13 protein-coding genes and 1 pseudogene are annotated in these 13,902 nt (G+C 66.9%); 10 read left to right on the top strand and 4 right to left on the bottom strand.

The genetic code is table 11. The features are described 5' to 3' along the window. The first annotated feature begins 19 nt into the window (after positions 1 to 19). The 8 genes and pseudogenes from AO501_RS30465 to AO501_RS30435 all read left to right on the top strand — a co-directional run. Entirely contained in the window at positions 20 to 466 is a 447-nt protein-coding gene (locus AO501_RS30465) for a hypothetical protein (protein ID WP_231752662.1), read from the top strand. Positions 467 to 625: 159 nt separating this feature from the next. Further along, positions 626 to 784: a hypothetical protein gene (locus AO501_RS37505; protein WP_156452867.1), complete on the top strand. Its 159-nt coding sequence runs from the start codon at positions 626 to 628 to the stop codon at positions 782 to 784. Between the two features lie 46 nt (positions 785 to 830). Continuing rightward, positions 831 to 1,703, top strand: a complete 873-nt coding sequence (locus AO501_RS30460; protein ID WP_197419976.1) for an alpha/beta fold hydrolase — start codon at positions 831 to 833, stop codon at positions 1,701 to 1,703. A gap of 123 nt (positions 1,704 to 1,826) precedes the next feature. Beyond that, the gene (locus AO501_RS30455; RefSeq protein ID WP_197419975.1) at positions 1,827 to 2,300 is read left to right on the top strand and encodes a lipoprotein LpqH; all 474 of its coding nucleotides are present in this window, start codon (positions 1,827 to 1,829) and stop codon (positions 2,298 to 2,300) included. Between the two features lie 40 nt (positions 2,301 to 2,340). Next, positions 2,341 to 3,288, top strand: a complete 948-nt coding sequence (locus AO501_RS39780) for an MAP_0585 family protein (RefSeq protein WP_063892958.1) — start codon at positions 2,341 to 2,343, stop codon at positions 3,286 to 3,288. 182 nt (positions 3,289 to 3,470) lie between these two features. Then, positions 3,471 to 4,940, top strand: coding sequence for a WS/DGAT/MGAT family O-acyltransferase (locus tag AO501_RS30445; RefSeq protein WP_055581303.1), 1,470 nt, complete (start codon positions 3,471 to 3,473; stop codon positions 4,938 to 4,940). Then, positions 4,937 to 5,722, top strand: coding sequence for an enoyl-CoA hydratase (locus AO501_RS30440; protein WP_055581302.1), 786 nt, complete (start codon positions 4,937 to 4,939; stop codon positions 5,720 to 5,722). The genes AO501_RS30445 and AO501_RS30440 overlap by 4 nt, the downstream gene beginning before the upstream one ends. Positions 5,723 to 5,845: 123 nt before the next feature. After that, positions 5,846 to 7,333 (top strand): annotated as a pseudogene (locus AO501_RS30435) (phosphoglycerate mutase family protein); the annotation flags it as partial. A gap of 5 nt (positions 7,334 to 7,338) precedes the next feature. Here AO501_RS30435 and AO501_RS30430 read toward each other — a convergent pair. The 4 genes from AO501_RS30430 to AO501_RS30415 form a co-directional block, all read right to left on the bottom strand. Beyond that, on the bottom strand, positions 7,339 to 9,303 hold the full coding sequence (locus AO501_RS30430) for a serine/threonine-protein kinase (RefSeq protein WP_055581300.1): 1,965 nt from the start codon (positions 9,301 to 9,303) through the stop codon (positions 7,339 to 7,341). A gap of 143 nt (positions 9,304 to 9,446) precedes the next feature. Continuing rightward, positions 9,447 to 10,391, bottom strand: coding sequence for an alpha/beta fold hydrolase (locus AO501_RS30425; protein WP_082658936.1), 945 nt, complete (start codon positions 10,389 to 10,391; stop codon positions 9,447 to 9,449). A gap of 99 nt (positions 10,392 to 10,490) precedes the next feature. Then, positions 10,491 to 11,297 (bottom strand): SDR family NAD(P)-dependent oxidoreductase, encoded by an 807-nt coding sequence (locus AO501_RS30420; protein ID WP_055581299.1) that lies wholly within the window; start codon positions 11,295 to 11,297, stop codon positions 10,491 to 10,493. Then, positions 11,294 to 11,962: a hypothetical protein gene (locus AO501_RS30415; RefSeq protein ID WP_055581298.1), complete on the bottom strand. Its 669-nt coding sequence runs from the start codon at positions 11,960 to 11,962 to the stop codon at positions 11,294 to 11,296. Before AO501_RS30415 ends, AO501_RS30420 begins: the two co-directional genes overlap by 4 nt. A 102-nt stretch (positions 11,963 to 12,064) precedes the next feature. Here AO501_RS30415 and AO501_RS30410 point away from each other — a divergent pair, with 102 nt between their 5' ends. Beyond that, positions 12,065 to 12,718, top strand: a complete 654-nt coding sequence (locus tag AO501_RS30410) for a TetR/AcrR family transcriptional regulator (RefSeq protein ID WP_055581317.1) — start codon at positions 12,065 to 12,067, stop codon at positions 12,716 to 12,718. 49 nt (positions 12,719 to 12,767) lie between these two features. Further along, positions 12,768 to 13,902: HNH endonuclease signature motif containing protein (locus AO501_RS30405; protein WP_055581316.1), on the top strand; the 1,135-nt coding region annotated here is incomplete at its 3' end.

The following is a 13,902-nucleotide window of genomic DNA, read 5'->3' as shown; positions in this document are numbered from 1 at the left end:
GCCGGGTAGCGTTTTCGAGATGCCAAGGACGAACAGGGCCGGCAGGGATCTTCGCCGCGTCCTGGAGTGGTTGCTGAACCGGGACGTTCCGGACGGTGAGATCGGCACCGCCCTCAACCTGGCGAAAGCCACCTACTCGCGGCGCAAGGAAGCCGACGATTTTCCGAATTTTGCGGAGTTGATCGCCGTGGGCGAGGCCTTCGGCCTGTCTGCCAAGGTTCTGCAGATCGCCTTCGGCTGGCGCGGCGAGGACGAGTTGGTCCTGCTCAACACCGATGAGATCCGGCAGTTCATGGACCAGGCCGGCGCGGCATTGTTCGGCAACGAGCGGGTACGCCGCTACATCGAGTCACGCAATGACGGTGGCGACTACCCGTTGGCCAACGCGGTCTTGAAGATCGCGTCGAGCGATCCGCAGTCCAGGCCCGATCAACACGGCGAAGCTGGGCCTGACGCGACCAGCTGACGGGCCGATACTCCCGAGCGCGGTGTTTGGAAGCACCGGCCCCGCGGGTAGGCGACTCGCAGTGTCCCGCCGAGGTGGGACGAGGCACGCCGTGAGAGGTGCTGAAACACCGGAGCGGCTATCGCCGCGATACGCACTATCGAGAACGGAGGCCCGGATATGCGCGCTGAAGAGGGCGACGAAAGCGTCAAGGACTACGCCGTCAAAGGCGAACAGACGCTGGACAGGATCAACGACTCGCGGCGCTCGGGGGGCAATCCTTTGACGCGCATCCTCGGCCGTCTGCAAAAGCTGGCGCCGGGCAGCTCACGAAGCTGACCACATAGTTCGGGGCGATGCTGCGGCCACCGTAGGATCCCCACTGATGTCCACCGAACCGGAGTCGTTCGCCACCGAAGGAGTGGGCGGCCTCCGCATCGTCGCCGACCGCCAGGGTGATCCGGCGGCGCGTGCGGTGGTATTTCTGCACGGCGGTGGGCAAACCCGCCGATCCTGGGGCCGGGCCGCCGCGGCCGTTGCCAGGCGCGGGTATCAAGCTGTCACTGTCGATTTGCGTGGGCACGGCGAATCCGACTGGTCCGGCGAAGGTGATTATCGCGTGACCAGCTTCGCCGCCGATGTCGTGGAAGTGCTGCGCGGCCTGCCACCCCGGCCGGTGCTGGTGGGTGCCTCCCTCGGTGGCTTCACCTCGATGCTCCTGGCCGGCGAGATCGCGCCGGAACTGGCCGGCGCCGTCGTCCTCGTCGACATCGTGCCGAACATGGAGCAGTCGGGAGCCAACCGGATCCACGCCTTCATGTCCGACCGGGTGGAATCGGGGTTCGAGTCGCTCGAAGAGGTCGCCGACGCGATCGCCGAATACAACCCGCATCGGCCCCGCCCCACCGACCTGGACGGCCTGACCACCAACCTGCGGCGCCGCGGTGATCGCTGGTATTGGCACTGGGATCCGCAATTCATCAGCGGCACAGCGGCTTTCCCGCCGTTCGAGGTCACCGACGCCGACCGCATGCACACCGCAGTCGCGGCGATTCTGGAAAACGGCCTGCCGATGCTGTTGATTCGGGGCCAGATGAGTGACCTGGTCAGTCAGGAACGCGCCGAGGAGTTCCTGGCGCGCTTCCCCCAGGTTGAGTTCGCCGACGTCCGCGGTGCCGGGCACATGGTCGCCGGCGACCGCAACGACATCTTCGCCGGAGCCGTGCTCGACTTCCTGGAGCGTCACATCGGCGATTGATCGCCGCGCATCTGGCAATCCGGTGTGAATATGTTTGAAAATCTTCGGTGCGGGGTATTACGCCGCAACTTTCGGTGTGAACCGGAGCTGGATGGGTGCGGCACCAGCGACGAGGAGTGCAGAGTGACGCGTGCAGTCGTGGCCGGCGTTATCGGCGTGGTGATGGTTGTCGCAAGTTGCGCCGGTTGTTCGGGCGACAAATCGAATACGGGGTCGTCCGGATCGTCAGGTCCGCCCCCGGCGCCGGCCGGCCCCAAAGTCGTCGTCGACGGTCAGGACCAGCACGTCACCGGCCAGGTGACCTGCACGCCCGCCGGCGACAACATCAACATCGGGATCGGGGACGCCGCAGCCGGGATCGGCGCCGTCGTCAGCAACGCCAATCCGCCGATCGTGCACGCGGTCGGGCTGGGCAGCGTCAACGGCATCGTGCTCGGCTTCTCCGACGCCGCGCCGAATCAGGCCACCAGCGCCGGGGCGGCGGTGAAGGACAAGGTCTACGCGATCAAGGGCACCGCTTCGGGCGTCGACATGAGCAACCCGCAGCAACCTCAATCGGTCACCAAACCATTCGAGATGAGCGTGACCTGCCCTTAACGCAGGCGGCCTGAGCCCAGGAGGGGACGCAGCTATGACCATGAAACGTGTTGTCAGCGCGGCTGCGGTCGCAACCGGTCTGGGCATCGCTGCGGTGCTGCTCGACGCCGGCCCCGCGAGTTCGGCGCCGCTGGTGCCGATTCCGCTCGCCCCCGATACGCCATCCCCGGCCACCACCGCGGCACCGGCCCCGCAAACCACCGCGCCGAAGCCGCAGACCACCGCACCGATGACGACCGCGCCGCCGGCCACCACCGCGCCACCGGCCACCACCGCGCCGCCGGCCACCACAGCACCTCCGGCGACCACCACGCCGCCGGTGGCGCAGACGACGACGCCGTCGGCCGTCCAGACCACCACGGTGGCGACCACCCAGACGACGACCTCGGGTGCGACCACGACGACGTCGGCCGGAACCACCACCTCGTCGGGCGGATCGACCACGACCTCCTCGAGCGGGCAGACCACCACCTCGTCGGGCGGATCGACCACGACCTCCTCGAGCGGGCAGACCACCACGGTCTCGGCCGGACAGTCGAGCACGTCCACCACGGCCGCGCCGGGGATCACGATCGTGCTCAATCCGCCGGCCACGCAGCCGCCGCATCCGCCCTTCATCCCGCGCATAGACCTGGTGGTGCCCGGCGCGCAGATCGGCGGTCCCGCGGACACCCTCGCCGGTTTCAACCTTCCGGGCCGCGGCGCTCCGCCACCGCCGCCGCTGCGCGGCTTCGGCTGGAACGACGGCCCCGCTCCGGGGCACCCGCCACCCAATTGGCAGGGTCCGCCGCCGCCGGGCGGATGGAACGGCCCGCCGCCCCCGGGAGGCTGGAACCGGCCCTGGGACGGGCCCGCGCGCGACGTGGGTTACGCACAGCGTGACTTCGGCCAGTTCAACTACAACAGTTTCACCGTCGTACCGGTCTTCAACTGGCAGTACGGCGGCTGGGGGTACTGGTTCTTCGGCGTGTGGGTCCCGCTGTACTGACGGGGATTGCAACGGCAATCCGGTTGCGCCGCAGCATGTTTGCGCCGGCTCGAGCGCCAGGCCCGGTCGGCGGCCGGTCCCGGTGCCGCAGCCGGTCGCGGCGCGAACCGAAATCGGAGGGTCCACACGGCTGACTTTGGGCTACGGTCACAATCACCGGTGACACCGAGAAGGAGTAGCCCGTGAGCAAGACCGCCCGGCGGCTGGGCCCGCAAGACATGTTGTTCCTCTACGGCGAGACGTCCAGCACGATGATGCACGTCGGTGGGCTGATGCCGTTCACCCCGCCGCCCGATGCGCCGCGCGACTTCCTGCGTCAGCTGGTCGACGAGAGCAAGGCGAACGAGGTCGTCGCGCCGTGGAATCTGAAGCTCAGCCATCCAGATCTGTTACTGAGCCCGATCCAGTCCTGGGTGTACGACGACAAGTTCGACCTGGACTACCACGTCCGGCGCTCCGCGCTGGCGAGTCCCGGCGACGAGCGCGAACTCGGAATCCTGGTGTCGCGCTTGCACAGTAACGCCCTGGACCTGCGCCGCCCACCGTGGGAGATGCACTTCATCGAGGGCCTCGAGGGTGGACGGTTCGCGATCTACGTCAAGATGCATCACGCGCTGATCGACGGCTACACCGGGCAGAAGATGTTGGCTCGCAGCCTGTCGACCGATCCGCACGACACCACCCACCCGCTGTTCTTCAACATCCCGACCCCCGGCCGGGTCTCGGCGGCAAAAGAGGATTCCGGTAGCGGCATCGCGGGCGGTCTGCTCAACAGCCTCGGTGGTGTGGTGGGCAACCTCGGCGGGATGGTCAGCGGGGTGGGCAGCGTGCTCGGTTCGGTTGCGGGTGCGGGACGGTCCACCTTCGATCTCACCAAGGCGTTGATCAACACCCAGTTGCGCAGCGACAACGAGTACCGCAACCTGATCGGCTCGGTGCAGGCGCCGCACAGCATCCTCAACACCCGGATCAGCCGCAACCGCCGCTTCGCCACTCAACAGTACGAGCTCGATCGTCTGAAAAAGATTGGCGCGAACAATGATTCGACCGTCAACGATGTCGCGTTGGCGATCTGCGGCGGCAGTCTGCGGCGGTTCCTCGACGAGCTGGGGGAGTTGCCCGAGAAGTCGCTGATCGCGATGCTGCCGGTCAACGTGCGCCCGAAGGACGACGAGGGCGGCGGCAACGCCGTCGCCGCGATTCTTGGTTCGCTGGGCACCAACATCGAAGATCCGCTGGAGCGGTTGGCAACGGTGACCGCGACGACCCGGATGGCCAAGGCCGAGTTGGCGAAGATGAACCGCGACGCGATCCTGGCCTACACCGCGGCATTGATGGCGCCGTTCACCATGCAGCTGGCCAGTGCGCTCAGCGGCGTGAAAACGCCTCTGCCACATGCCTTCAACCTCTGCGTCAGCAATGTGCCCGGCCCTCAGGACGTGCTGTATCTGCGGGGCAGTCGCATGGAGGCGTCCTATCCGGTGTCCCTCGTTGCACACAGCCAGGCGCTCAACATCACCCTGCAGAGTTACGCGAGCACGCTCAATTTCGGGTTCATCGGCTGCCGCGACACCCTGCCGCACCTGCAGCGGTTGGCCGTCTACACCGGCGAAGCCCTCGACGAGTTGGAGGACGCCAGCTCCGGCGCATGACTATGACGGAAACCAGCTTCGTGCGGCTCGGTCGCGACGGCGGCGTGTCCACCATCGAGCTGATCAACTCCAAAGCGCTGAATATCATTGGTAGTCCGGCGATTTCCGAGCTCACCCACGCGCTGCAGACGGCGGGAGACGACCCCGGCGTGCGCGTGGTGGTGTTGCGCGGTGCGGGTGATAAGGCGTTCATCGGCGGCGCCGACATCAACGAGATGGTCAATCTGGACCAGGACAGCGGCCAGGTGTTCATCCGTGGTCTGGCGGGCCTGTGCGAGGCGATCCGGGAGTGCCCCGTCCCCGTCATCGCCCGCCTCGCCGGCTGGTGCCTCGGCGGTGGTCTGGAAGTCGCGATGTCCTGCGATCTGCGAATCGCCGAGTCCGGCGCCAGGTTCGGCATGCCGGAGGTGGCCGTCGGCATTCCGTCGGTGATCCACGCGGCGCTGATGCCGGCGCTGATCGGGGCCGGGCATTCGGCCTGGATGCTGCTCACCGGCGAGACGATCGACGCCGACACGGCCCTCACTTGGGGACTGGTGCACGAGGTGGTCGCGCCGCAGGAACTCGATGCGCGCATCGCACAGCTCACGGGACGACTGGGCGGATTCGGGCCGGCGGCGGTGAGGCAACAGAAGCGGCTCCTCAACAGATGGTTCGACATGTCGGTCAACGCGGCGATCGAAGACAGCGTGGGCGAGTTCGGCCGAGCGTTCCTGACCGGCGAACCGCAGCGGCATATGCAGTCGTTTCTTGACCGTAAAAGCCGAAAACCGCAGTCGTAACCGCGCGCTCATCGTTCGGTAACCCAATTTTCCGATACGCGCTCTTTTTGAAGCGCGGGACGCGATGATGACCCTAAGTGCGATACCAACGAGGGTGGGCGATGTCGTATGTGACTACGGCGCCGGGCTTCTGTTGCCGCGACGTCGTACTCGGGTGCCGAGGCCGCCGCCACCGCTGCGCTGACCGGCTTGGATTCTGTTGTCGCCCAGGGTTTTCAGGGCCTGGTCTATGGTCCGCTGCATACCGCCGGTGATGCCTGGATCGCCAGTCCTTTGGGTCAGACGCTGGACCCGATCATCAACGCGCCGACGACCCTGCTGTTCGGACGCGGCCTGATCGGCCACGGTGCGGCCGGCACCGCGGCCCACCCGACCGGCGGGGCCGGCGGCTTCCTGTTCGGTGACGGCGGCACGGGCTATTCACCGACAGCGGGCGTGACGCCGGGCGGCACCGGCGGCAACGCCGGGCTGATCGGCAACGGCGGCGCCGGTGGTGCCGGTTTCGGCGGCGCGATCGGCGGCACGGGCGGTGTCGGCGGCTGGCTGATGGGCAACGGCGGTCTGGGTGGCGCGGGCGGCACCGGAGGCAGCGGCGGGCAGGCGCTGTTCTTCGGCAACGGCGGCGACGCGGCAGGTGGTGGGTACGCCGGCCGCGGTGGGTTGTTCGTCGGCGCACATGGCGCGGGCGCGCTGCCCACCGCCGGGCCCAACACGCTCATCCAGATCGACTTCGTGCGTCATGCCCAGTCGATCGCCAACGCCCAGGGCTGGATCGACACCGCGGTACCGGGTGTGTCGTTGACAGCGCTCGGACAGCAACAGGCGGCGGCTATCGCTGCCGTCCTCGACCCGCCGAACCAGTACGCCGGAATTTTCGCGTCCGAGTTGCTGCGGACGCAGCAGACCGCGAGCTACCTGACCGCGAACCCGCAGATACTGGCCGGCCTCAACGAGATCAACGCCGGCATCTACGAGGGCCTACCGCAGATCAGCCCCGCGGGCATCCTCTATCTGATGGGTCCGATCGCGTGGACGCTCGGCTTCCCCCTGGTGCCGATGCTGGCGCCCGGCTCCACGAACGTCAACGGCATCGTGTTCAACAACGCCTTCAACCAGTCGGTGCAAGCGATGTACAACACCGCGATGGGCAACCCGATCGTCTCCCCGGTGACCGGGCACATCACCGACGTGGCGTACCCGAGCGCCTTCACGATCGAGGTCGGCACGCTGATGAACGTAAACAACCCCAACCCCCTACTGCTGCTCACCCATCAGCTCAACAACACCAGCGTTGTGGTCATGCAGGGCGATCCCAAGGGTGGCTGGAATCTGGTCAGCTGGGACGGCGTACCCGTCGGGCCGGCGAATCTGCCGACCAAGCTGTTCGTCGACTTCCGGAACCTGATCGTGCCGCCGCAGGTGGCGGCGTGGAATGCGTTCGAAGGGTTGCTGTCCGGCGATCCGACGACGTTCGCGATCGCGGTCCGCGACGGACTCGAAGGGGTCGGCACCGCGACGGCGAACTTCCCGTTGGCAGTGGTCGAGGACCTCATCGACTCGCTGACCCACCCCAGTCTCAGCGGCCTCACCGGGCTGCCGGTCCCGGTCTAGCCGCATCAATCCCTGATGCGCGTGAAGACCTGGTCGTAGGGCCCACCCTTGCATGCGCTACCCGACACGTCCTCCATGCCATGGCCGGACATCGACGTGATCGGGTCCTGGGCCGGTTTGGGCAGCGGAAAGACACCGGTCATCCGGACATGACTCGTTCCGCCGGCCGGGCAGGGCGCGTCCTCTTCGGAGTTCTCCGTCCAGGCGTTGTTGGCGAAGATGAACAGCTGGTGGTCGGTGAAATCGGTCAGCACGAACCGGCTCAGGCATCGGTCCCCGGCGCGCAGGCAGAACGTGTCGACGCTGAAATCCTGATCGCCCATCTTCGGTTGGCCGGTCGCTGTCGTCACCTTCGAGCGGTAGAAGCCGCGAAGTCCCAGCGCCGGCGAGGCCACCCGGGCGGGCAGCGTGGCCGGGTCGGGCAGGCCCGCGATGTCAGCGTCGCCGGTCCGGGTGAATGTCACGCTTCGTTTGCTGTAGCACTTGACGGAGTCGTCGATCCACTCGCCGGCCAGGCTGCCGTCCGGCCGCGGTAACAGGTAGATCCAATGCCACTCTTCGATGTCTTCGTTGCCGCATCTCTCGGTGTCGAGCGCTACCGCGATCCAGCGTCCGTTGATGTCGTCGAATACCAGGTTCGTCGGGTGTTTGAAGGAGCCGTCCCTTCTGGCCGCCGTAGCCACGCACCCCTTCGCGCCGCACACCGACCGCAGCTTCCACGTCTCCTGCCCGGGTGGTTCCGTGCCTGGCTCGGGCTTCCCCGACAGTCCGATGCTGGGGCCGAAGCTGACGGTGTAGGAGCCGGTTATCGGCCCGGAATTGGCGAGGGGGGTAGTCGCGGGACCAGTCTTGTCATCCGGGATCAGCGCGAAGACGGCGACCAGGGCGATCACGGCGATCGCCGCGAGAATGCCGCTCGCCACCAGGGCGCGTCGACGTTTCCGGTTCGGTGGGGACGATGTCGTCGCCGCAGGCCGGGGCGGGCCGACGGGCGGCGGACTGGTGCCGGCCGGGACATCGGAACCGGCCGGCGGCACATATTGCCGGTACTGGGTCGCATCGGTATTGGAAACCGGCGCCGCGGGATAGTAGTTCCGCGGCACGCTGGCCTGCACCGGTGCCGGGGTGTGGTGGTGGGCGGGCGCCGCGCCTGGTTGGTTGAGCGCCGCACGGGCCGCTGCGGCCATCTCGACGGGAGTCGAGTAACGCTGGTCGGGATTCTTGGCCATCCCGATCGCGATCACGCCGTCGAGTTGGATAGGCAGACCTCTACGGAAAGCTGAGGGCCGCGGCGTCGGCAAGCCGAGATGGCCGCCGATCTGCTGTTCAATACTGGTCCCTGGGTACGGCTGACTGCCGGTCAGGCACTCATGCAGGACGCAGGCGAGCGAATAGGTATCGCTGCGCGGGTCCGTTTGGCCTTGGTTCAGCCGTTCGGGGGCCATATAGGCCCAGGTGCCGATCACGCTGCCGGTATGGGTCATCCGTGAATCGCCCGCAGCGCTGGCAATGCCGAAGTCGATCAGATAAGCGAAGTCGTTGGGAGTGACCAGGATGTTGGACGGCTTGACGTCCCGGTGCACCAGTCCGATCTGGTGCGCGCTGTGCAGTGCCGAGGCGATCTGCTCGATGATGCTCACCGCGCGTGCCGGATCCATGACGCCCTCGGCGATGATGCTCTGCAGATCACGGCCGTTGATGAGGCGCATGTCCACATAGAGGCGGCCGTCGATTTCGCCGAAATGGTGAATCGGAATGACATGGGGGTCGTTGAGCCCGGCCGCGGCCAGCGCCTCCCGTCGGAACCGCTGCACGAAAGACGGGTCGTTGGCGAGGTTCGCCGACAGCACCTTGACGGCGACCACGCGTTGGGTCTCGGTGTCGAAGGCTCGCCAGACCTCACCCATGCCACCGCGGCCAATCAGCTCGATCAGCCGATAACGGCCGAACGGCGTGCCCTCGTCGTCCACAACACTCCCTGTACCCAACGTCACGATCTTGCCAACAAATTGAAGCCGCAAAGTGAAGCTACTGGGCCGTGGCCGACGAGACTCAGAGAATAGTCATATGTTCCACACAGGTCCGGCTTCCGCTGACCAGGACTTGAAGGTTCTCAGCCGCAGAGGGATTCGTCTGCGTTCGGCACCGCCCGCAGGTGCCGCCGCGGACGCCGCCGGCTGATGCGCGGTCCGGCGGCCGACCAGTCGGCCAGCGACACGGCAGCCTCCGCGTGCTCCTCACCGGAGCCGACGAAGTCGTGGATGAGCCGTGCCACCGTCTCGGCGCACTCGGTGTGGGGATGGTGGGCGACGCCGGGGATGACGTGCAGCCGGCTGTGCGGCATGGCCTGGTGGGCCGCGTGTGCGTGGGCGACCGGGATCACGGGGTCCTGATCACCGGTGATGATCAGCACCGGCCGGTCGGCGTTGAAGTGCAGGCGGTTCAGCGCGCAGACCGCCTGTCCGCGGCCGTCGACGACGGCGCGCAGGGTGCGCAGGAACGCCTGGCGGTTTTCCCGGTTGGCCAGTGCGGCGTGGGCCTCCCAGTGGTGGCTGAGGTCGGATCGGTTGCCGACGGCCGCAAGCGCCATCCGGGCTTTGATCACCGGCTTGGCGGACGCCAGTTGCAGCAGAACCCCCGAACCGGGCAGTGAAGCCAGCCGCAGTGTCCGGTTCACCTCGTTGCCCAGTCCGCCGCTGCTGATCAGGATCAGCCGTTCGCAGTAGTCGCGGTGCTGGTGTGCGAACTGCATCGCGATGCCGCCGCCCAGCGAGTGGCCGACGATCGTCACCCGCGGAACCCCAAGGGCGTCAAGCAGATCCCGCAACCACACCGCGAAGGCGCCCAGCGAGTAGTCGGCCCGCGGCTTGGCGGTCTGGCCGTGGCCCAGCAGGTCCGGTGCGATGACGCGATACTTCTTGGCAAGCACGGGGATCATCTCGCGCCAGTTGTTCGAGTTGCCGCCCATCCCGTGGATCAGCAGCAGCACCTCGCCGGCGCCTTCGTCGCGGTATGCGACACGTTCGCCGTGCAGATCGATCGTTCGGAGAGTGGTCATGTTGGCCTGCTTGGTCACTTCGGTGTGGACGGATACTTCCTGGTGAAGTGAGTCTGTGGGGCAGGCCTTGTGCCTTTCTTGCGTCCTTCTAAAAGCTTTCTAACCAATCCGGTCCAGGTAGCCGCGGCGGCGTTGTTCGTCGAAGTGGCCGGGCGGCTCGTTGCGGGTCGCAATCCGCTTGAGGCGATGCATCAACGGTTCGGGTGTCACTTCTTCGATGGCTCCGAAGGGCGCCAGCCACCACGGCACGGTAACCTCCCGCCCGGGTCGCCGCGCACTGTCCGCAATGGTCTCGGCGATCTGCTCAGGTTGCCTGGTAGGCAGCAGGTTCAGCGACACCCCCGCAGTCAACTCGGTGTGCACGGCTGTCGGCATCAGCGTGGTGATGGTGACGTCGGTGTCGGCGATCTCGGCGCGCACCGCGCGCGAAAGTGCGGCCACCGCATACTTCGTCGCGCAGTAGACGGAGATTCCGGGAGTGGTGACCTTGGCCGCCATCGACGCCACGTTGACGATGTGACCGTAGTTGCGCTCGAGCATCTCGGGCAGGAATTCGTGCATCCCGTTGATGACGCCCACCAGGTTCACCGCCACCTCGCGGTGGTAAGCCGAAAGTTTCTGTTCCACAAAAGAACCCATGTACTGGATGCCGGCATTGTTCACCAGCATCACCACCGGCCCGTCCGCGGATGCGGCGCGGTGGAACGCGGCGACACTGGCTTCGTCCGTGACGTCCAGATGTGCCGCCCGGACCCCGATCTCGCGGGCGGTGCGGAAGCACTCGTCGGCATCCAGGTCACCGATCCATACGGTCGCTCCGCGCGCTGCAAGCGAATTGGCGGTGGCACGACCGATGCCGCGTGCGCCTCCGGTGACGCATACGACCGCACCCTTGAGCTTGATCATCGGGTTACGCTCTCATCGGCGAATTCCCGCAACGCGAAATAGGCGATGAGCCGCACCTCGCCGCTGTGCATCGTCAGCAGCGCCCGCCCCAGGTAGAGACCAGGTAGCAGTTCCACTATCTCGTCGCGGGTCCGCTTGATGGGGAATGTCCGCACGCTGGGATTGCAGTATTTCTCGGGGCTGTAGTCGAGTGCTCTCACGGTGTTGTAGGGCGAGATCGCGGCGGTTTCGATGCGGTGATCGAAGCCGAAGCCCACCATCTCGGAACCTTGCCGGCGCAAGCCCCGGTAGAGCGGGGCGATCACCGGCATCGCGTACCTGGCCAGCGGGGCCAGGCGATTGAAACCGGTGTCTGCCGTGAATGTCTTGCCACGCCAGGTCGGATCGATCTTCAGCAGTGGGTTGGCCAGGTAGGCCTCCGGGATGCCGAACAGGTTGCCGACGATCAGGCCTTCCAGCGCCCCGTGCGGTCCGTCGGGGGCGTCACCGCGGGCGAACAGGGTGGCCAGCTGCTCGCGCCGACCGCTGTTGCCGAGCTCGCGCAGGTAGTCCCAACCCTGGCGGCGCGCCAGCACGGGGGAGGTGCGTGCCAGCTGCCGGAGGTCGTTGAGTACCGACGTATTGCGTTCGGGCGTCTTGGTGTTGGTGGCTGCTGGTTTCGTCATGATCCTCCGGTCCCGCAATTCTGGTACGAAATGGTCCCGCAATTCTGGTACGAAAACGTGCCAGAGTTTGTCGGTGTTGTCAACGCCTGCGAGGATTTGACGGTGTCCGAGTCAACTCAGCGGGCCTACGGTGGGCAGTCCGCGCCGGAGCGCCGACGGCAGCGCCGCCGGCGACTGTTGGACGCGGCGATGGACGCGATGGCGCGCAACGAATGGCGCAGCGTCACAGTCGACAAGCTCTGCGCCGCAGCCGGTTTGAACAAACGGTACTTCTACGAAAGCTTCGGCGATGTTGATGCGCTGTCTGCTGCGGTCGTCGACGACATCGCGGACGAGGTGCGCACGGCAACCCTGGCGGCCGTCGGGGCGGTGATCGAGCAGCCATTGGAGGCCCAGGCGCTGGCCGGGGTGGCGGCGGCCGTGCGCGTCCTGGTCGACGATCCCCGACGGGCCCGGGTGCTGCTCGGTGGCGTCGCTTCCTCACCCGAGCTGCAGGCTCACCGCAACACGGTGATGCGCCGGCTGACCGAGGTGTTGGTCGCCCACGGTCGCGCGGTGCACGATGTCGAGCTGGAGGCAGACCCGCTGGCCAAGGTGGCGCCGTCGTTCATCGTCGGCGGGACGGCCGAGGCGATCCTGGCTTTCGTCAACGGTGACGTCGACCTGTCGGTGGACGAGTTGATCGGTCAGCTCGCCACGCTGTGGCTCATCACCGGCAACGGCGCCGTGCAGGTCGCTCGGGCGCGAATGACGTAGCCGCCCTTGGCCTTCCAAACTTGTCGTACCCCGCTGCGATGATGGGGTTATGTCTTCGAACGCGTCATCCACGGCGACGATGCCGAAGGACCGCCTGGCGGAGTTGTTCGAGGAGTTGGCCGAGTTGGCCGGTCAGCGGAATGCCGTTGACGGGCGCATTGTGGAGATCGTCGCCGAGATCGATCGCGACGGGTTGTGCGGGATAACGGGGGCGCGGTCGGTGTCGGCGTTGGTGGCCTGGAAGCTGGGCTTGTCTTCGACCACCGCGCATACGATCACCACGGTGGCAGGCCGGTTGGCGGAGTTTCCGCTGTGTGCGGCAGGGATGGCCGAGGGGCGGTTGTCGCTGGATCAGCTCGGGGTGATCGCCGGGCGGGCTGGTGAGGGTTCTGATGAGCACTATGCGGAGTTCGCCCGCTGCGCGACGGTCAATCAGTTGCGTACCGCGGTGAGGTTGGAGCCGCGTCCGAAGCCCGATCCGCGCCCGGCCCCGTCGTCTGCGATCAGCAAAACCTCGAATGAGGAGTCCACGACGTGGCGGATCACCCTGCCGCACAGTGAGGCGGCGACGTTCGAGGCGGCGCTGTCTTGCCATCGGGAGGCGCTGATCGCCCAATGGAAACGCGATCGCGGCGACAGTGCCTCGGAGACGGCACCGCCGATGCCCGACACGGTCGAGGCGTTTCTGCGGCTGGTCGAGGCCGGCTGGGATGTCGAGGCGACCGCCCGCCCGCACAGCGCGCACACTACGGTCGTCGTGCACCTCGACGTGGACAAACCTGCCGCCGCATTGCATCTGGGCCCGTGGCTGAGCGAGGCTGAGCGCCAGTACCTGACTTGCGATGCGACCTGCGAAGTGTGGTTCGAACGCGACGGGCAGCCCATCGGCGCCGGCCGCACGACCCGTCAGATCAACCGGCGGCTGCGGCGCGCTCTGGAACACCGTCACCCCACCTGCGCGGTACCTGGCTGTGGCGCCACCCGCGGCCTGCATGCCCACCATGTCCGGCACTGGGAAGACGGTGGCCTCACCGAGCTGATCAATCTGGTCTTGGTGTGTCCGTATCACCACCGCATGCACCACCGCGGGCTGATCACCATCAGCGGCGACGCCACCGACCTCACCGTCACCGACGAAGCCGGGCAAACCCTCGGCGCGGCATCGCTCGCGCGCCCACCCACCC

This window comes from Mycobacterium gordonae (assembly GCF_001417955.2).
GTDB lineage: Bacteria > Actinomycetota > Actinomycetes > Mycobacteriales > Mycobacteriaceae > Mycobacterium > Mycobacterium gordonae_B.
The sequence above is the reverse complement of the archived record's forward strand: the minus strand, read 5'-3'. Positions and strand labels throughout refer to the sequence as shown.

Coding starts and splice junctions, on each gene's coding strand:
- AO501_RS30465 (WP_231752662.1), top strand. CDS start 20: ATGCCAAGGACGAACAGGGCCGGCAGGGATCTTCGCCGCGTCCTGGAG.
- AO501_RS37505 (WP_156452867.1), top strand. CDS start 626: ATGCGCGCTGAAGAGGGCGACGAAAGCGTCAAGGACTACGCCGTCAAA.
- AO501_RS30460 (WP_197419976.1), top strand. CDS start 831: ATGTCCACCGAACCGGAGTCGTTCGCCACCGAAGGAGTGGGCGGCCTC.
- AO501_RS39780 (WP_063892958.1), top strand. CDS start 2,341: ATGAAACGTGTTGTCAGCGCGGCTGCGGTCGCAACCGGTCTGGGCATC.
- AO501_RS30440 (WP_055581302.1), top strand. CDS start 4,937: ATGACTATGACGGAAACCAGCTTCGTGCGGCTCGGTCGCGACGGCGGC.
- AO501_RS30425 (WP_082658936.1), bottom strand. CDS start 10,391: ATGACCACTCTCCGAACGATCGATCTGCACGGCGAACGTGTCGCATAC.
- AO501_RS30420 (WP_055581299.1), bottom strand. CDS start 11,297: ATGATCAAGCTCAAGGGTGCGGTCGTATGCGTCACCGGAGGCGCACGC.
- AO501_RS30415 (WP_055581298.1), bottom strand. CDS start 11,962: ATGACGAAACCAGCAGCCACCAACACCAAGACGCCCGAACGCAATACG.